At 55.2% G+C, this 16,920-nt stretch carries 17 protein-coding genes; 4 read left to right on the top strand and 13 right to left on the bottom strand.

Annotation, left to right across the window (positions count from 1 at the left end):
• Nucleotides 1-79: 79 nt before the first annotated feature.
• Genes B5F54_RS05520 through B5F54_RS05485 form a run of 8 tightly spaced genes read right to left on the bottom strand, consistent with a single transcriptional unit; the run spans nt 80 to nt 5,842 of the window.
• Entirely contained in the window at nt 80-385 is a 306-nt protein-coding gene (locus B5F54_RS05520) for a hypothetical protein (protein WP_087231615.1), read from the bottom strand.
• Between the two features lie 11 nt (nt 386-396).
• Nucleotides 397-756: a hypothetical protein gene (locus B5F54_RS05515; protein WP_140400331.1), complete on the bottom strand. Its 360-nt coding sequence runs from the start codon at nt 754-756 to the stop codon at nt 397-399.
• The gene (locus B5F54_RS05510; protein ID WP_087231608.1) at nt 753-1,772 is read right to left on the bottom strand and encodes a phage major capsid protein; all 1,020 of its coding nucleotides are present in this window, start codon (nt 1,770-1,772) and stop codon (nt 753-755) included. The genes B5F54_RS05515 and B5F54_RS05510 overlap by 4 nt, the downstream gene beginning before the upstream one ends.
• A 24-nt stretch (nt 1,773-1,796) precedes the next feature.
• Nucleotides 1,797-2,141: a hypothetical protein gene (locus tag B5F54_RS05505; protein WP_087231605.1), complete on the bottom strand. Its 345-nt coding sequence runs from the start codon at nt 2,139-2,141 to the stop codon at nt 1,797-1,799.
• Nucleotides 2,142-2,153: 12 nt separating this feature from the next.
• Nucleotides 2,154-3,122 carry a hypothetical protein gene (locus B5F54_RS05500; protein ID WP_087231602.1) on the bottom strand — a complete coding sequence of 323 codons (969 nt, stop codon included), beginning with the start codon at nt 3,120-3,122 and terminating at the stop codon, nt 2,154-2,156.
• A complete protein-coding gene (locus B5F54_RS05495) occupies nt 3,119-4,270 on the bottom strand; it encodes a phage portal protein (protein WP_087231600.1) in 1,152 nt (383 codons plus the stop codon). The genes B5F54_RS05500 and B5F54_RS05495 overlap by 4 nt, the downstream gene beginning before the upstream one ends.
• A 5-nt stretch (nt 4,271-4,275) precedes the next feature.
• Nucleotides 4,276-5,526 (bottom strand): PBSX family phage terminase large subunit, encoded by a 1,251-nt coding sequence (locus tag B5F54_RS05490; protein ID WP_087231598.1) that lies wholly within the window; start codon nt 5,524-5,526, stop codon nt 4,276-4,278.
• Complete coding sequence (locus tag B5F54_RS05485; RefSeq protein WP_140400330.1) at nt 5,516-5,842, bottom strand: hypothetical protein; 327 nt, start codon at nt 5,840-5,842, stop codon at nt 5,516-5,518. The genes B5F54_RS05490 and B5F54_RS05485 overlap by 11 nt, the downstream gene beginning before the upstream one ends.
• Nucleotides 5,843-6,142: 300 nt before the next feature.
• Between B5F54_RS05485 and B5F54_RS05480 the strand changes: the two genes are divergently transcribed.
• The 3 genes from B5F54_RS05480 (at nt 6,143) to B5F54_RS17560 (ending at nt 8,530) form a co-directional block, all read left to right on the top strand.
• Nucleotides 6,143-7,018: a DegV family protein gene (locus tag B5F54_RS05480; protein ID WP_087231592.1), complete on the top strand. Its 876-nt coding sequence runs from the start codon at nt 6,143-6,145 to the stop codon at nt 7,016-7,018.
• A 127-nt stretch (nt 7,019-7,145) separates the two neighbouring features.
• A complete protein-coding gene (locus B5F54_RS05475; protein WP_087231590.1) occupies nt 7,146-7,991 on the top strand; it encodes a dCTP deaminase in 846 nt (281 codons plus the stop codon).
• Between the two features lie 374 nt (nt 7,992-8,365).
• On the top strand, nt 8,366-8,530 hold the full coding sequence (locus B5F54_RS17560; protein WP_172749585.1) for a hypothetical protein: 165 nt from the start codon (nt 8,366-8,368) through the stop codon (nt 8,528-8,530).
• 70 nt (nt 8,531-8,600) lie between these two features.
• Here the strand turns inward: B5F54_RS17560 and B5F54_RS05470 are convergent, their stop codons facing one another.
• Nucleotides 8,601-9,941, bottom strand: coding sequence for an MATE family efflux transporter (locus B5F54_RS05470; RefSeq protein ID WP_087231587.1), 1,341 nt, complete (start codon nt 9,939-9,941; stop codon nt 8,601-8,603).
• Between the two features lie 155 nt (nt 9,942-10,096).
• Here B5F54_RS05470 and B5F54_RS05465 point away from each other — a divergent pair, with 155 nt between their 5' ends.
• Nucleotides 10,097-10,555: an Lrp/AsnC family transcriptional regulator gene (locus B5F54_RS05465; RefSeq protein ID WP_087231584.1), complete on the top strand. Its 459-nt coding sequence runs from the start codon at nt 10,097-10,099 to the stop codon at nt 10,553-10,555.
• Between the two features lie 246 nt (nt 10,556-10,801).
• Here B5F54_RS05465 and B5F54_RS05460 read toward each other — a convergent pair whose 3' ends face one another.
• The 4 genes from B5F54_RS05460 to B5F54_RS05445 all read right to left on the bottom strand — a co-directional run bounded on the left by B5F54_RS05460 (nt 10,802) and on the right by B5F54_RS05445 (nt 16,824).
• Nucleotides 10,802-12,877 (bottom strand): trypsin-like peptidase domain-containing protein, encoded by a 2,076-nt coding sequence (locus B5F54_RS05460; RefSeq protein WP_087231580.1) that lies wholly within the window; start codon nt 12,875-12,877, stop codon nt 10,802-10,804.
• The gene (locus B5F54_RS05455) at nt 12,874-14,385 is read right to left on the bottom strand and encodes a HAMP domain-containing sensor histidine kinase (protein ID WP_087231576.1); all 1,512 of its coding nucleotides are present in this window, start codon (nt 14,383-14,385) and stop codon (nt 12,874-12,876) included. The genes B5F54_RS05460 and B5F54_RS05455 overlap by 4 nt, the downstream gene beginning before the upstream one ends.
• A gap of 36 nt (nt 14,386-14,421) precedes the next feature.
• Nucleotides 14,422-15,117, bottom strand: coding sequence for a response regulator transcription factor (locus B5F54_RS05450; protein WP_087231573.1), 696 nt, complete (start codon nt 15,115-15,117; stop codon nt 14,422-14,424).
• A gap of 321 nt (nt 15,118-15,438) precedes the next feature.
• Nucleotides 15,439-16,824, bottom strand: coding sequence for a condensation domain-containing protein (locus tag B5F54_RS05445; protein ID WP_087231570.1), 1,386 nt, complete (start codon nt 16,822-16,824; stop codon nt 15,439-15,441).
• Between the last annotated feature and the right edge of the window lie 96 nt (nt 16,825-16,920).

The following is a 16,920-nucleotide window of genomic DNA, read 5'->3' as shown; positions in this document are numbered from 1 at the left end:
AGCTCCTGCGGATAGCGCCGCACATCGCGCTCCAATTCCTCCGAGAGCCGGTCCGCCCAATCCAAATAATCGTCCTGGTTCATGCTTCCTCCTCTGTGCAGAAGGCCGTCTCCTCTTCCCTGCGCAGGACGGCCCATACATACAGGCTTTCGCCTTCCAACCACTCCACATCCGCGCGGGTCACGCGATACCATTCCGTCCCCACCTGTACAAGGTCGCCGGTCAAAAGCTTCTGATCGGGCGTCCCGGTATAGAGGTAACACTGCGGCGCTTCATCGCTTTGTTTGCGCAGGGGGCGGATCACGGCCCAAGCCTCTTTCCCGTTTGCCGTGGCCTTCTGCCCGTAGGTCTTCAGGATATGGCGGACCAATTCTTTTCTTGTCACAATCCCGCCCCCTATATCCGTTCAAATACAAACTGGGTGTCGTTGAGATAGGGCGCGGCGGCGGCCTCGGACTCCCGCCACAGCGTCCGGGCCGTGTCCACATCCGCCGCATGTTTGGTCACCCGCACGTCTCCGACTGCAAACCCATTCTCCGCGCCCGCCGCCGCGCGGAGCAGCGCCCAACGGTAAAAGGCCAGTGCAGCCGCCGCGCTGCACAGCACCAGTTCGCCCGCTGTCCCGATGTCCGGCTTTGCGATCCCCATCACCTGCGCCCGCGCATTCTCGCACAGGGGCCGGTATTTCCCGGCCTCCTGTTCCCCGAGACCCGTCAGTAGGGCAAACTGCTCGAAAACCGCTTGTGTCTCCATCATTCCTGTTCCTGGTAGCAGAGGGTTTTAACCGCCCCGTCAAAAATTCTGGAAAAGCCCGCAATCACGCTGATGGAGGCGCGTTCCAGCTGGCGGTCGATCAGCTTATCATAGTCGGTCGTCACCCCGCCCGCCTGCACCATTTCCAATGCGCAGGTCTTGTCCAGGCCGATGACGCCCTTCGCGGTCAGAGAGGGCGCATGCAGCAGGGTTGCGCCCAAGGGCGTAATCATCTTGCCGGTTCCCTGGAAATTCAGCCCCGCCTGTGCGTCGCACATCTGGCTGAGCGCCAAAATCTGCTGCATGGTCGTGGTCGAGGCCAGCATGGTGTTGAGCTGATACGGCGCAAGGCCCGCCCACAGGGATACCAGCCCGGCATAGTCCACTGCACCCCCGGCGGTTCCGATGTTCGTCGCCGTGCTGTCGCCATCATCGCCGTTCACCAGCACGTTCATCGCATCCTGGAGCTGTGCGCGCGCGATGTAAGCGCCGATCTGGCGGAGCGTAACCGTAAACAGATCCAGCTTCTGGAAGCGAAGCGCTTCGTAGGAGGCCACCAGCATCCTTCCGCGCTTATACAGGTGGATCAAATGGTCCTTTGTGGTCACGGTGGTCTGGGGAAGCACCGCGCCTTCGGCCACCGGCTTCAGGGATTTGTCGTCGTCCGACGGTTCCGAGGAAAGGGTCCGGTAGTCCATGCCGGCGATGTTGGTCACGGTCGCCACCAAATTCGGCAGCAAGTCCGCCTGCTCCATCCCCTGGCGCACAGCGCGCGATACATATTCCGGGAACAGGGCCGTGGAGTCGCTCGTCTGGAAAAATTTCTCCACCAGGTCAGAGCCCGGCCCGCTCACGCGGATGTCAAAGCGTTTGAGCTGGCGCTGGTATGCGTCCAGACCTTCCAGCGGCGTCCCGCGGTAGTTTTCCGAGGGGTCCAATTCCTCCAACGCCTGGGTAAAACTTTTTCCCGGCGCGCTGTACATTCCCTTTTCGAGCTTGAGCGTTTCATAAAAAGCCATTCTTCATTCCTCCCTTTTTCCGGCTTACGCCAATACCAGGCCGCAGGTGCCGGACGGTTCATCCACATCCGTAATCAACAGCAACCGTCCGGTGGCCTCTACCTGTACCTTGCCGGTTCCATCCGCGTTGACCGTCTGGTATCCCACCGTCGGCTTTGTGCCGGTATAGGGGAGCTTTGCATAGCCCGCCATCTGTACGGCCGCATACCCGCCGCGCAGGGAAAGTACAACGCCGCAAAATTTATCCTTTGCCACACACGGTGCAACGGTGCCGTTCGCGCTGATCTTCACCGGCATCCCCACCTTGACCTCTCCGGAAACGGCGAATGTCGCCACCTGTTCCCCATATCCGTTCAAAGAAATCTCCATAATCCTTCCTCCTTAAATCTGAAATTCTCGGTTTTCCGTGGAAGCGCGCTGTTCCGCTGGGGCCAACTGTGGCGTCAGCGGAAGCGCCTGCTCCGCACGCTTGCGGAACGCCTTCTCAAAGGCCTGCAGATCGTCCAACTGCATCGCCTGCGCCGCACGCTCCATGGCCTCGTGGGGCACCTCCGGCGACACAATCCCACAAAGCCGCACCACGCTCTTCTCAAGCGCTTCCCGGTACTGCCTGCCGCACGCTGCCTGCTCGCGCAAAATGGCAACTTCTTTGGCGAGCTGCTGCCGCTCCTCCGCATGCAGTACCAGATCCCCCTCTCCCGAGAGGCTTTTCCAAACTTCCTCCATGGTCCGTTCCCCCTTTTCTGTAAAGCTCTTGATGACGCCCGCCTCCCGCTGTGCCGGGATCGCAACAAACGACCACTCGTATGCATCCGTCGGATGATCCAGGATCGTGCAGCATAAAATGCCGTCGTAGCAGCGCCCCTTCACATGGCCGCATTCCCCCTTCCGGCGGTCGGCCCCGCAGATGGAGCACGTCGCCTCAGCCACCGAACAGCCGACGCTGACCTCCTTTTTGATCCCGCTCTCCAGCTCCAAAATGAATTCTTCATTTTTGGGGCAGCGCGGCAGATATGCACGCGCCACCAGGCGGTGATACGCCTCCCCTGCGCGGGTCACGCGCTCCGGAAGGCACTCCACCCGGCAGTCGTAGATGCGCGCCGCCTGGTTCTGCGCCTGTGGAGCATGGTCGAAAATCCCGGTCTTGCCCAAAAAGAGCTCCCCCAGCCGCTCCAGCGCGGGGATAGTAAACCGCTCCATATCCCGGTCGACCTCGTTGTCGCAGAGCACAACGGAAAACGTGTACAGCTCCTCCTCCTGGAAGGCACGCCGTGTGTAGCGGTTGATTTTCTCCAAGTCCTCCGCCGTCAGCGCGCCGCTTTTCAAAAGCACACAACCGGTTTCCTTCAAATGGCCACCTCCTTTTCTTTCAAACCCTCCTCAATTTGCGCCGCCTGCGCATTCATCAGGCGCGCGTTTGCAAGATCCACCGCATCCTGGAGCGTGATGGTATCCCACTCGATGGTGAACTTCGGCTCCATCCCGTGCAGCTGCATCCACAGCTTGCAGATTTTCTCAATCACCGGGTTTAGCAGCCGCCGGTATGCCTCCAATTCGCTGGTCAGGATGTCCGCCTGCTGGCTGGACATCCGTTCCGTGGAGGACCACGACAGCCCCAGCAGGAACGGCGGGATGCCCATCTTTGCCACGATTTCCTCCAGCATCTGCCGCACCGGGACATTGCTGTCCAAAATTTGATTGTCGGCGCCGATGGCCTTGATGCTCACGTCCCCCACCGCAATAAAATCGCTGACGCAGTCCTTGCGCATGGCGCGGCTCCACTCCTGGGCGATCTGCTTGGCCCGGTCCTTTGCAAACGCGCGGTCGGACGCATCGTTCGAGGGCTTGTAGGTCACGGCAAAGCGCACATCCCCCAGCCGTTCCCAATTGGTGCCGATGGTCCGGTAGATCTGCATCAGGATGCCGCTGACAAACGGAAGCCCGTGCAGCAGCGAAACCCCTTTTGCGCTGCCGGGCGGCGGGTTCAGCGCCGAGGCGGCCACCAGTTCCGGATAGCGCACCGGCACGCTCTGGCCGGCCTCCCGCCGGAAGACGGTGAGGCAAAGGGGCGCGCACTCGCACAGTTCCACATCGTCGAGCGACGCATTGTAGAGCGCGCCGATCTCACCCGAAGCGGCCAGCACAATCTCCCCCACGGCATTTCCATAGGTCAACAGCTGGGAAAGGTAGGCATTCAAAAAGCTTTGGACGCCACATTCCAACGCATTGACTTTTACGTTTTGTAGAAATTGATTAATTTGATACGATTTGTTTTCATCCGCGCACACAATCACAAAGCTTCCCACCAAACGGAGGATCTTGTCGATGGCCGCATCGATGATCGGGATATTCTCCCGCAGGGCGGTGTACAGCCTCCGCTCCCCGATACCGGCTGGGGCGCAGCTGGTAAAGCGCGCAAAGGGATCTTCCCACGCCGTCTGCACCGCCAGGACCTCCGGTTTTTCCGTCTTCCGGCCGCCCTTTTTTCTCCAATTCATGCTTTTCACTCCTCCCGGCGCGCCACACTGACCGCGCAGAAATCATCCGTCTCCCTCTGCAAGGACGCTACAAAATACCGGATGTCGTCCATCGCATGGTCGTTTTCCTTGAGCGGCGCGTCCTTTCCCGCCACATCCGCCCAGCGATAGAGCCCAAACTCCCGGACGGCGTCCGCGCAGTTCGCACAGATTTTGATCTCGCCCTGCTTGAGCGCCACGCTCACGCGCCGGATGCCGTCCAATACGTCGTTTTCCGCCGGCAGAACCCGGTAGGCCCCATGCCGCCGGATCGTCTCCATAAAGCTTGCCGCAGAGGGGTCGACCACCACGCACTCGATCCGGCGGCCGCCGCAGAGTTCCACCAGCCCCGCATAGTGTTCTTCGTCCGTCCTCTGTGCTCCCTCCCTGCGGGAATCATAGTAATACTCGTCGATCCGGTACCACACGCCATTGCGTTTTCCCCATAAGCCGAAGGAAGCGGGATTGACGGTCCCATAATCGCAGGACACCCGGAATTCCTCCAGATTTGCCGGTGCCTCGCAAAGCATGGCCCGCGTCAGGAATGGATAGACCAACCCCTGCGCTGCCACCCAACGGCCCCGGATAAAGCGCTCGTAAAATGCGCCGGAATAGAGCTGCTCATACCGCGCAATCACTTCCGGGCTGAGCGCGGGATTGTCCTGCATGGTAAAGTGCAGGTAGAGGGCGTTTTTCTGTTGGGACTGTAGAATCCACTCCTGGTAAAACCAGTGCTGCGGATGTTCCGGATTACAATTAAACCAAAATTTCGATCCATCCACCGAACAGCGTGCGAGCGCCTGCTCCACAAACGAGCGCGGCATCAACGCCACTTCGTCCAGCAAGACCCCTGCCAGGGTCATCCCCTGGATCAGCGCTGCGGAGCCTTCGTCCTTCCCGCCAAAGAAATAGAACCGGTTTTTGCGTCCGGCATAGGACAGCTCCATCCAGTTTTCGCTCTGATACACCGCACAGCCGAACCCCGCCTGACGCAAGGCGGGCAGCAGGGTGTTCAGCAAATTGCGCTTGAGGGAGCGGATGGTGCGGCCGCAAAAGGCGAACGCCTGCCCGTGAAAGGAACGGCTTGCCCAGGCCGCGAAGCCGATTCCTAAGCAGAGGGTCTTTCCGCTTCGCACAGCGCCGTCGCAGATCACCGCGTCCCGCCCCGCATCCGGGCTGCCAGGGCACCACCAGCACATCGCCCGCAACTGTTTTGGGGAAAATGGTTCAAGTTTCATCCGGTTCCCCCTTGTTCAGCGCCCGTGCGCCCGCTTCCAAAGCTTCGAACAGGCTGGGTTGCCCTGCCTCCGTCTCCATGCGTTCCAGGCATTGAAGCGCCTTGATGCGGTCGAAAAATTTGATTTCCATGCCGCCGCCTCTCGGCCTCCGGATCTCCGCCACGTTGTATAAGTCCAGCCCTTCCAAATCCTCCGGCTTGAGGTCTTCACAAAAGAGCAAGCGCACGGCATCCTCAATCCCACCGAACGCCAACGTCTCATAGCCTTTTTTCACCCGGCGCGCACGGGTTTTCCGGGTTTTTGTCTTTCGTTCCAAGGCAAACCTCCTTTCACCTACCGCGGAAAAAACCTGGAGAATTTGCCTGATGAAGCAAATTTTTTGAAAAAAACCGGAAAAAATTTGAAAAGGGCGGACGGCACAAACCATCCACCCTGTCTTTCTCACGATATACAACCACCCGAACATACCCTTTTAAAATCACATATTATTTTCAAAACTATTTCATATAATTTTTAAGATAAAATCACTTTTTATTTCTAAGGAACATTTCTGTGCTGCAATTTCTGTGGTAAACTAATCACAACGATGATCCAATCCAGGAAAGGAGGCTTCCCAATGAACACATTTTCCATTGTCACAGACTCTTCCTGCGACCTTCCCGCACCGATGGCGCAGGAAATGGACCTGACCGTTCTTCCGCTCGCCTTTGTGATGCAGGGGAAGGAGTATTATAATTATCTGGATGAGCGGGAAATCCCCCTGCACACCTTTTATGAGGCGCTTCGCGCGGGGCAGCCCTGCACCACCTCCGCGGTCAACGTCGAGGCGTTTACCTCCGCGATGGAACCCCTTTTGGCAGCGGGCAAAGACGTCCTGTGCATCGCCTTTTCCTCCGGACTCAGCAACACGTACAATGCCGCTGCGGTCGCCGTTCAAGAGCTGTCGCAAAAATATCCGGAGCGGAAAATCTACGCGGTCGATTCCCTCTGCGCCTCTCTGGGCCAGGGCCTGCTGGTCTATCTTGCCGCACAGGAGCGCGCCAAAGGAAAGGGCATTGAAGAGGTGCGCGATTGGTTGGAAACCGAAAAATTTCACCTCTGCCATTGGTTCACTGTGGAAGACCTGCAATTTCTCAAGCGCGGTGGGCGCGTTTCGGCCGCAACCGCCCTGGTCGGTACGATGCTGAGCATCAAGCCGGTCATGCATATGGATAACGCGGGCCATCTGATCAATGTCAGCAAAGCGCGTGGCCGCCGCCCCTCTCTAACCGCCCTGGTGGACCGCATGGAGCAGCTTGCAATCGCCCCGGAAGAGCAGACGGTTTTCATCAGCCACGGCGATTCTCTGGAGGATGCCCAATTTGTAGCTGGGGAGGTCCAGCGGCGCCTCGGCGTCCGGAAACCGGTGGTCATCAACTACGTCGGCCCGGTCATCGGCGCCCACTCCGGCCCCGGCACAATCGCCTTGTTTTTCCTCGGCAGGGAGCGATAATTCGAATAATTGAAAGAAATCCTGCATTTCTTAGATATATCTCCCATTAAAATCTCTTGCAATTTATAGATAGATGTAGTAATTTAATAGAGTATCCTACACATCATATAGGAGGAGATGTCTTTTTGTGTTCCTAACAGATCGTCAAATAGACAATTTAATAACGACACATCCAAATGCACTTCAACCATACGATCGAAGCAAACTTGGCGCAATTTCATATGATCTACAGATTGAATGTATTAATATTTGTGATGACTCTAATGAGCGTGGTAAACGTGTCGAAAACCATATATTAAAGCCTGGTGAAACAGTATTTATATCTTGTACTGAAAACATCTGGCTTCCCAATGATTATATGGGAATCATTGTTCAACGTAATTCTCGTATCCGTAGGGGATTGTATGTTGATTCACCTGTTTATCATCCCGGACATCATACAAAAATTTTTTTAAGGGTGGCAAATGTTTCAAAGGATCATATTCGTTTAAAAAAGGGAGATTCGATCGCCTCCATTATGTTCAATAAACTAGACGAAGAAGTAGAACATCCTTATGAAGGAGTATTTAGCGACGAATTTGATTTTAGCGGTATTGCAAAGTATCCTTCTTCAGAGCTACCAGATGTGATCGAATTACAGGAGAAGGTTGAATCTGTCGAGGAAGTCGAAAAGCGCATATACAATAACGTAGTCATCGTTATGACTATTTTTATTGGAATATTTAGCCTAATTAATTTGAACGTTGGCTTCTTCTGCAACTTAACCCTGAAAGATATGCTTACCTTTAATTTAATTTTTCTAGGTGGTATCGGCGTATTAGTTAGTTTTGTCGGACTAATTACTGGAAAATTGATTCCTAGAAAATCTGGTGAAACAAATCAATTTAAGTGGTTATTAAAAGAGCCATTATTTTGGATATTTGCTATTTCTATCTTGTTATTAATTGGCTCTGTTCTATTGGTTATTTTTTGATACATAAAAAAGATCCTGCATTTTAATAAACTACACCCCATTTGATAGATGGTACTGTATGCTATCTAATCAAATGGGGCTTTTTCATCTCTCCTCAAATTCCATGCGCATCCATTTTTTGATGCTTTCCTTTTCGCTCTCCGGCAAATCTAACAGGATACACTCCCGGCACAGTCCCATCTCATCAAGCGAAATCTTTTTTAAAATGCATCTACCCTTTTCTTGGTAAATACAAAAGGAATGGTCGCAAAAGCGTATTCCATCACCTCCCCCATCATTTTATAAAATATCATAGAAAAATGTAATAGAAATTTCTCATATATTTTATCATATGTATTTATCATACAATAGAACCATAGAAAGGGGGAGAGTCCATGCCGTTTGTTCCAAAGAAAACGAAACAAAAAGTAAAAGCCGGGTATAAGTCTCTCTATCTTTCTGTCGAGTTGATTGAGAAAGTGGAACAGATTGCGAAAGAGAACCACACCAGCTTCAACAATGTCGTTGTCAGCATGATTGAGCATTGTCTGGAAGAATGACGCAAAAGGAAAAAAGGGCTGTTGCACGGCTTTTCGCTTGTGCAACAGCCCTTTTTTCTTTTATAAAACCCTACCCTTTTCCAAACATGGAATTCCTCATCTTTTTATAAACGAAAACCCCCACCAAATCGGCCAACAGCCATCCGATGGGCACAGAGACCCAAATGCCCGTCACGCCAATCCATGGAACCGCAGATAAGAGGTACGCCAGCGCCACCCGCGTCCCCAGGGAAATGACCGTCAGCACCACGGACATCCCCGGCCGGTTCATCGCGCGGTAGAACCCATACAGCAGGAACAGCAGGCCAATCCCGATATAGAACGACGCCTCGATCCGCAGGTATTCCACCCCCACGCGGATAATCTCCGTTTCTGTGGGGTGGATAAAGAGCTCCATGAGCGGTCGGGCAAACACGCACACAAGCGTGCTCACAATGACGCAGAACACAAACGCGGAGAGGACTGCGCTCTTCACGCCTTTCTGAATCCGCTCCGGCTTCTCTGCGCCGTAGTTCTGGGCCACAAAGGTGGAAAATGCATTTCCAAAATCCTGCACCGGCATGTAGGCGAAGGAATCAATCTTCACCGCAGCCGCAAACGCCGCCATGACAACGGTCCCAAAGCTGTTAATCAATCCCTGGACCATCAGAATGCCGAAATTCATAATGGATTGCTGTACGCAGGTCAGGAGGGAGAGATTGGTAATCTGCTTTAAAATCCCTCTGTCCCAGCACATGTGGCGTTTCTCCGGCCGCAGCTCCGGGAAACGCACCCATGTATAAATCCAAATGCCAATCCCGGAAACATACTGGGAAAAGACGGTGGCAATCGCAGCGCCCGCCACGCCCCAATGGAAAACCAGCACACAGACCAGATCCAGGACCACATTCAGCACGGCGGAGGTCCCTAAAAACACCAGCGGCACCACGGAGTTTCCAACCGCCCGCAGAAGATTGGCAAAATAGTTATAGAGGAATATGGCCACAAGCCCCCAGAAAATCACCCACAGGTATTCCTTCATCAGACCGACAATCTCCGCCGGGGTCTGTAACAGCCAGACGATCCCGTCCAAGCCGAGAAACACCACCAAATTCACAAACAATGTAATCCCGGCAATCAGGACAAAGGACTCAAACATACAGCACTTTAAACGCTCGTAATCTTTTTTCCCATACTGCATGGAAAAAGCCGCGCCGCTCCCCATGCAGAGCCCGAGCAAGATCGAGGTTAAAAAGGTCATCAGCGTATAGGAAGAACCCACGGCGGCCAGTGCGTCCGAGCCAAGGAACTGCCCCACGACCCACGTATCCGCCACATTGTAACATTGCTGCAAAAGATTCCCGATCATCAACGGGAATGCAAATTTCAGCAAATTCCCTGTGATCTTTCCGCTTGTCAGGTCTCTTTGCATATTTCCATCCCTCTTATTTCGTTATGTAAGTTTAAATTAACTTTTCGTAAGCTATATTAGCAAAATAAAAACGTTATGTCAATTCTATATTCCTATTTGTTTTGTTAAGAAAGTATGCTATAATCGTTTTATCATGTGATGGAGGGATGAACCGCATGTTTCTGGATGGACTTGACGCATTGGACCAAAAGATTTTGTCTCTGCTGATTGAAAACGCACGCTATTCCTACTCAGAGATCGGGGAAAAGGTGGGGCTTTCCAGGGTAGCGGTCAAATCGCGCATCGACGCCCTGGAAAGAAGCGGCATCATTGAGGAATACACGACGATTATCAACCCGCAAAAGATCAGTGGGGCTATCTCCTGCTATTTTGAAATTGAGGCGGAACCCGCCTCGTTGGAAGAAATCATCGGCCGGCTTTCCGCCAACGACACCGTGACCCAAATTTACCGCATGACCGGCAGCAGCAGCCTGCATGTCCATGCTGTCGCCTCCTCGCAGGAAGCACTGGAGACCTTCATCCGGACAGAGCTCGACCGTCTGCCCGGCGTTATCCGCTTAAACAGCCACGTCATTCTCTCCCGCATTAAAGATGTGAAGGGCCTACGCCTGTAAGCCTCTAATCCCCGTGCATCGGCCCGGCTTCTCCCTGGTTCTTGAATCGGCCCCCCAAGAAAGCCGTTATACCAGCCTTTCCAACCACCGGGCCTGAAAGGCAATCCCTTTCAAAAAGAATGGCGGAGCAGCTCCCGAAAAAACAAGTAAAAAGGACGCTTCCCAACGGCAGACAAAGCCGTTGAAAAGCGTCCTTTATTATTCTCTATGTTGGCAATCCACGCCGGGCCTATGGCTTTCGCCTCATTACGGCGTTGCTGGTTGGCTGACCGTCTGCTGGGTTTCCCCGCGGTCCTCCAAAAGTGTAATCTGTACTTCGCGGCTCTGCCCATTGCCCCCGTTTTGAGACGGCTGATACAGGGTAACCGCAATCACATCCCCAGGCTTATGGCGTCCCAGCACCGTATAGAGGTCGTCCATGCTTTCAATAGTGTCGCCATCCGCTTGGGTGATGATGTCGCCCACCACAGCGCCGGCCTGCGCGAAGCTGCTTTCCGGATCAATGCTGATGATCCGCACGCCGTTGGGCAGCCCTGCCAGCTGTGCCTGCATCCCGGCCACATTGCTGGCCGTAATCCCCAAGCGGGCGCGCCCGCTGACATATCCCCGTGCGATCAAGTCGTCGATGATGGATTTTGCATGGCTGACCGGGATGGCAAATCCCATCCCCTCGTAGCCGGTGGAGATGATTTTGTTAGAGTTGATGCCGATCACCTGGCCGTACATGTTGACCAGCGGCCCGCCGGAATTGCCGGGATTGATCGCCGCATCCGTCTGGATGTAGGTCATCCCGTTGTCGCTGTTGGATTTCAGCGTACGGTTCAATGCGGAAATATAGCCGCCCGTCAGGGTGCTGGCGAAATCCAGGCCGCCCGGATTGCCGATCGCCAGCACTTCGTCGCCGATCTCCATCTGGTCCACATCGCCAAACACAGCGGGCTTTAGATTATCCGCTTCGATTTTTAAAATCGCGAGGTCGGAGGTCTTGTCGTACCCCACGACCACTGCATCATACGCGGTCTCATCTTCGTGCAGGGTCACCGTTACATTGTAATCCTTGGAGTACTCCACCACGTGCGCATTGGTGATGATATACCCGCTCTTCGTCGCAACAATTCCAGAACCCTGGCTCAGCAGGCCGGTCCCATCGTCCGCGGACGTCTCCACGCCGACCACGCTCTCGACAACCTGGCGGTAGACCTCCTTGGCGCTCATCCCGTCCCCTTCCGGCCGGGGTTCGATCACCATCCCGGCGTTGTCCGGGTCGGTCGCATCATTTTGCGGCGGGGTGCTCTGCCCCTCTTCCGGGGACGTCCCGCCATCGGGCGCAGGTTCGCTGGCCGAGGGGTTCTGGCCCTCCGTGGTATTGCCGCCCTGTTCCATCTGCAACACCGCGGTGTTGATGCTCACAACACAGAACGCCACCAGGAACAGGCCCGCCAAAATGCCGAGGATCCACAGGAACGCTTTCAATCCGCCGCTCATCTTGCGGCGCGGCTCCTGCGGGTCCTGCCCCGGCTGCCCCCCCTGGGGAGGCTGCGGAGGCATCGCACCGCCCATCGGCGGCTGGCCCGGCTGCTGCTGGTAGTTCCAGTATACTTGCTGCTGCGGATACGGCGGTGCATACGGCGCCTGCGGATTTTGATACGGCCCACCTTGCGGCGGCTGGCCGTAGGACGAACCCATGTAAGGATTCTGATACTGTCCATAGTGCTGATAGGGGTTCGCATACGGGGGCGCGCCATATTCCTGCTGGGGAGCGCTTTCCCGCCCAACCGGCATTGTGTCCGGGATGGGCGCCCCACTGGAGATATCCCGGTCCTTTTCCAGGTGGATAGTCCCGGGTTGCCCCTGCCCATCCTGGGGGCTTGGCTGTGCGCCTGCCTCCGCCGGCGTTCCGGGGGCCGCCTCCGGTACCGCTCCATTTGGCGCTTCCGATGTTGCCCCTTCTGCAAATGCATCTTGCGGTATGGGTTCTTCCATCTGTTCTCCAACCGGCGCATCTGCAACCGGCTCCTCATATACTTGCTCCCCGGATTCTCCAGGTTGCGATGGGGCACTGGCCGGCCCGTTTGTCTCCCCAGCCGGTTCCGCCGCACCAACTGGCGCGCCACTGTCCGGCAGCAGATCGGAAGAAGCCTCTTCCGGCCCGTCCAGCTGGCCCGCAGGGGATTCCTGAACCGGTTCTGCCGGCACTCCCTGCTGTGGCAGTTCCCCGGCCCCCGGCTCTGTTCCCTCGGCAACCGGCGGTATCACAGGGGATTCCGGCACAGGCGGCTCCGCGCCCATCCCGGCCTCCTCTTTCCAATCGGTATCCGTCATCGTTTTTCCTCCTTTTTGTCCTTTGCCGGGTCCTTTTCCTTCTTTCCGGCCTTCAGCTTGGGCTCTTCGTGCTTGGGAAGCCAAAACTCAAACTGGCAATATTCGTTCTCCACACTCTGCACGGTGATCTCTCCGCCGTGCAGCTTGATGATCGTCCGTACAATATAGAGTCCCAATCCCATGCCGTTTTTATCCTGGCTGCGGGACTTATCCGTCTTGTAGAAACGGTCAAAAATCAATGCGATCTCATCCGCCGCAATCCCCGCGCCGCTGTTTTTGATCGCGACGGAAGTCCTGTCCGGCAGATCCCGGATGGCCAACTGGATATAGCCGCCCTCATTGGTAAACTTTACGGCGTTTTCAATCAAATTATACACGACCTGATGGATCATATCCGGGTCGCCATCCACATAGAGGCTTTCCGTATCCTCCAGGCCGAGCACCTGGATCTTCTTTTGCTCGATGCTCTTTTCAAAGGAAAGCAGCGCCACAAAAATGGTATTGGTCAGGTCAAAGCGCGCCATGTGCAGCCGCAGCTCGCCGCTGTCGATGCGCGAAAGATCCAACATCGTGCGCACCAAACGCGACAAACGCTTAACCTCCTGGGAAACGATCTGCAAGTAATGCGACTGCTTTTCCGCCGGGATAGTCCCATCCAAAATGCCGTCGATAAATCCGGCGATCGTTGTCATCGGCGTTTTCAATTCGTGGGAAACATTGGCAATGAAATTCCGGCGCACGCTCTCGCTGCTGGCCAGGGAAGAGGCCATATTGTTAAACGCGAGCGCGAGCTGCCCCACCTCGTCGTTGCTGGTGACCGGGACCCGTATGCTGAAATTCCCCTCGCCAAAGCTCCGGGCCGCCAACGCCATGTCGCGCAGGGGGCGCACAAGCTTATAGGAAAACATCCAGCTGATGCAAAAGGCCACCAAAAACGCCGCGACCGCTGCTAGCGCAAACATTTTCATCAGCTCGTTGCGGTATTCGTTGAACGAGCGGGCGCTGCACGCGGTAAACACCGCCCCGATGGTCGAGCGTGTCCCATCCAAATTCGAGATGCGGATCGGGACGCCCACCACATAGTATGGCGAGTCATAGATGCCATCGACGGTTCCCTGCCCGCTGTATGTGCCCAACAGGGCCTTGTCCATCGTCCTGCGGGTAAAGGGCGCCGGGTTGACCGTTCCGCCGCTGCCGAAGGCGCTCAGGACCCATTCCCCTGCGCGGTTTGTCACATAGATATCTGCGTCCATATTTTCGGAGAACGCATTCATGAAGGACTGCATGCGTTCCGTATCCAGCAGGATATAATTGTCCCCCTGCACAGGCGTTGCACTTGCAGCGGCAATCCCTGCGATGCTCTCTGCATTTCGTCTGAGCAGGTCCTGCTTTTCATCCTGCCAGTAGGATTTGATAAACACCAGCATCACCAGCCCCAGCAGGAAAAAGCTGATGAGGATAATCGCTGCTGTAACCCGCAGATATTTTTTAAACAGCGTTTTCTGCATGTCTTATCGCTCCAAGTCTTTCCAGGGCATCCACCCTTAATTCTTGTCCTTTACTTCAAATTTGTAACCAACGCCCCAGACAGTTTTCAACGCCCACTGGTCGGAGACGCCCTCCAGCTTTTCGCGCAGGCGCTTGACATGGACGTCCACCGTACGGCTGTCGCCGTAATAGTCGAACCCCCACACCTCGTCCAACAGCTGGTCGCGCGTAAAGACGCGGTTGGGATTGCTCGCCAAATGGTAAATCAGCTCCATCTCCTTCGGCGGCGTGTCCACCACCTTGCCGTTGACCTTCAACTCATAGTTGGTCAAATTGATGCTGAGCTTATCATATTTAACTTCTTTCACCTGGTTCTCATCGTTCTTCCCAAAGCGGCGCAGCACCGCTTTGATGCGCGCGATCACTTCTTTTGCCTCAAACGGCTTGACCACATAGTCGTCCGCGCCGAGCTCCAAGCCCAGGACCTTATCAAAGACCTCGCCCTTTGCCGTCAGCATGATGATCGGGCATTGCGATTTTTTCCGGATCTCACGGCACACCTGCCAGCCGTCCAGTTCCGGCAGCATGATGTCCAGCATAATCAGGTCTGGGTTTTCCTGCTCGAACATTTCCAGGGCCTTCCGCCCGTCGTTTGCAATGACTACTTCGAACCCCTCTTTTTCAATATAGAGGCGCAACAATTCACAGATATTTTGATCGTCGTCCACCACCAGGATTTTTCCCGATGCCATAAGTAACACCCTCCTTCAATCACAGCCATCCGCGGTTTGCCCACTTCCTTGCGTTCCCATTCCAAGCCGGTCAAAGGGCCAAATATTTCCGGCGAACATTCTTGCGGATTTATAGTATATTATAGGATACTCCCCCGCAAAAGTCATGAATATTTTATAAATTCCCCGCAGGCTGAACGCCTCACCGGAACCCCAGCCCCCGGAACATAGGGGAGGGCTTGCAAGCCTATTCACACGTATCCCGGGCGCGGCCTCCAAGAATCCCTTAAAGCACCTTGGCCGCGCACCAAAGGATGCGCGGCCAAACGTCAACCTGTTCCATTATACCGTCCGCAGGATCTCCCCTACGGTCATGTCCGGGTTTTCTACACCCATAAACAGGATCTTCATGAGATAATAATACATCAACTCCATATCGTGCGGGGAAAGCTCCGCCAGCTGGTACTTGAAGTAAAACTGCAAGCCCAGGTCGGTGGCACTGTGCATCACGGTCAGATACACCTTTTGAATTGCCGTCCCGTTCGTCAGCCAATCCGACTTAAACGGGATGCCGTGCAGCTGCTCGTTCTGCAAGCGCATCGGGAGCGGCTGATACGTCAACGCTACGGAGTCATACGTGGTATTCTTGGGCGGATGGTACCGCTCCTGGAACATCCGCGTGACCTCCAGCGGGTCAAAATCGACATGCCGGTAAATGGTGTTCTGCAAATCCTGAATCATGCGCACGCCGTCTAGGAATTCGGTCTCCGGCTCCAGGATGGTCCGGCACGGGAAGCAGTGGGTGCGCGTGCCGCCGGAGGTCTTGTTCAGCAGCGTGGACCTTCTGGACACATAATTCCGGACCGTGACGTCCTTTTCCCCGTCGTTCATCTTGGAAAGGTAGGTCCGCAGGCCCATCAGCAGCAGGTTTGTCATGGAGACTTCGTTCTCCATGCAATAGTCCATCAGGCGCTTAGTTGGCTCCGGCTCCAAATGATAAATCGCGCGCCCTACGCGCAGGTCGTTCATCTCCCGGTCCGCCGCGCGCAGGTTCGGGTTGTTGTACTTTTTCCGGCACGCATCCAGCTTCCAGCAGCCGGTCACATCCGTATAGACCGGCTCGCCGACCGCCACCTGTTCCTCCCAGAACGCGCGGTCTTTGGCAGTCCGGGATGCGTTCTCCTCCTTTGCGAGGTCCTTTTCCAAAGCCAGGTGGTATGGCGGCGGGTCCTCCGGCATGGGCGCGCCGTAGGCAAAGTGGCAGTAAAGCCCCATAATGTCGTTAATCATCAAGATCATGCCGGTGGAGTCGGTCAGCCTGTGATCGATGCGCAGATAGATGCCGTTGTACCCGTCGGGCATGGCCACCATGATAAACTCGTTCATCGGCGAATCCACCTGCTCAAAGGGCTGGCTGGACCATTCCTCCAGGGTCGTGTTGATCTCCTCCTGTGATTTTCCCCGGAAGTCCACCAAACGGATGTCGCGCGGGTCATAAGAAGCGAAGTACTGAAAAACTTTTCCGTTTTCGTCCCGTTTTGTGAAGCGGATGCGCAGGGATTCCTGCCGCGCATACTCCAACTGGATGCAGTGCTTCAGCAGGCCGAAATCCACCCCAGCCCGGATCGTCATGCACACGCAGATGTTCACTTCCTGCGGGCGGTTGTACTCCAGGATTTTGTGATCCTGCAACCTTTCGGCCGCGCACAGCGGATAGAAATGTTTCATATCGATCCCTCTTTCTTTGCCTTTCAAAAGTCTTCCCCAATTTTGCACAACGAGGCTTCCCCATGTGGAAGCATGTTTTTTCTATTTTACCACATG

Source organism: Anaeromassilibacillus sp. An250 (genome assembly GCF_002159845.1).
GTDB classification, from domain to species: Bacteria; Bacillota; Clostridia; order Oscillospirales; family Acutalibacteraceae; genus Anaeromassilibacillus; species Anaeromassilibacillus stercoravium.
Note: the sequence above shows the minus strand (reverse complement) of the source record. Positions and strands in the feature narration are given on the sequence as shown.

Bases quoted from the DNA above. Each gene is read 5' to 3' on its own strand.
- B5F54_RS05515 (WP_140400331.1), bottom strand. From the start codon at position 756: ATGATGGAGACACAAGCGGTTTTCGAGCAGTTTGCCCTACTGACGGGT.
- B5F54_RS05510 (WP_087231608.1), bottom strand. From the start codon at position 1,772: ATGGCTTTTTATGAAACGCTCAAGCTCGAAAAGGGAATGTACAGCGCG.
- B5F54_RS05505 (WP_087231605.1), bottom strand. From the start codon at position 2,141: ATGGAGATTTCTTTGAACGGATATGGGGAACAGGTGGCGACATTCGCC.
- B5F54_RS05495 (WP_087231600.1), bottom strand. From the start codon at position 4,270: ATGAATTGGAGAAAAAAGGGCGGCCGGAAGACGGAAAAACCGGAGGTC.
- B5F54_RS05490 (WP_087231598.1), bottom strand. From the start codon at position 5,526: ATGAAACTTGAACCATTTTCCCCAAAACAGTTGCGGGCGATGTGCTGG.
- B5F54_RS05480 (WP_087231592.1), top strand. From the start codon at position 6,143: ATGAACACATTTTCCATTGTCACAGACTCTTCCTGCGACCTTCCCGCA.
- B5F54_RS17560 (WP_172749585.1), top strand. From the start codon at position 8,366: ATGCCGTTTGTTCCAAAGAAAACGAAACAAAAAGTAAAAGCCGGGTAT.
- B5F54_RS05470 (WP_087231587.1), bottom strand. From the start codon at position 9,941: ATGCAAAGAGACCTGACAAGCGGAAAGATCACAGGGAATTTGCTGAAA.
- B5F54_RS05465 (WP_087231584.1), top strand. From the start codon at position 10,097: ATGTTTCTGGATGGACTTGACGCATTGGACCAAAAGATTTTGTCTCTG.
- B5F54_RS05460 (WP_087231580.1), bottom strand. From the start codon at position 12,877: ATGACGGATACCGATTGGAAAGAGGAGGCCGGGATGGGCGCGGAGCCG.
- B5F54_RS05455 (WP_087231576.1), bottom strand. From the start codon at position 14,385: ATGCAGAAAACGCTGTTTAAAAAATATCTGCGGGTTACAGCAGCGATT.
- B5F54_RS05450 (WP_087231573.1), bottom strand. From the start codon at position 15,117: ATGGCATCGGGAAAAATCCTGGTGGTGGACGACGATCAAAATATCTGT.
- B5F54_RS05445 (WP_087231570.1), bottom strand. From the start codon at position 16,824: ATGAAACATTTCTATCCGCTGTGCGCGGCCGAAAGGTTGCAGGATCAC.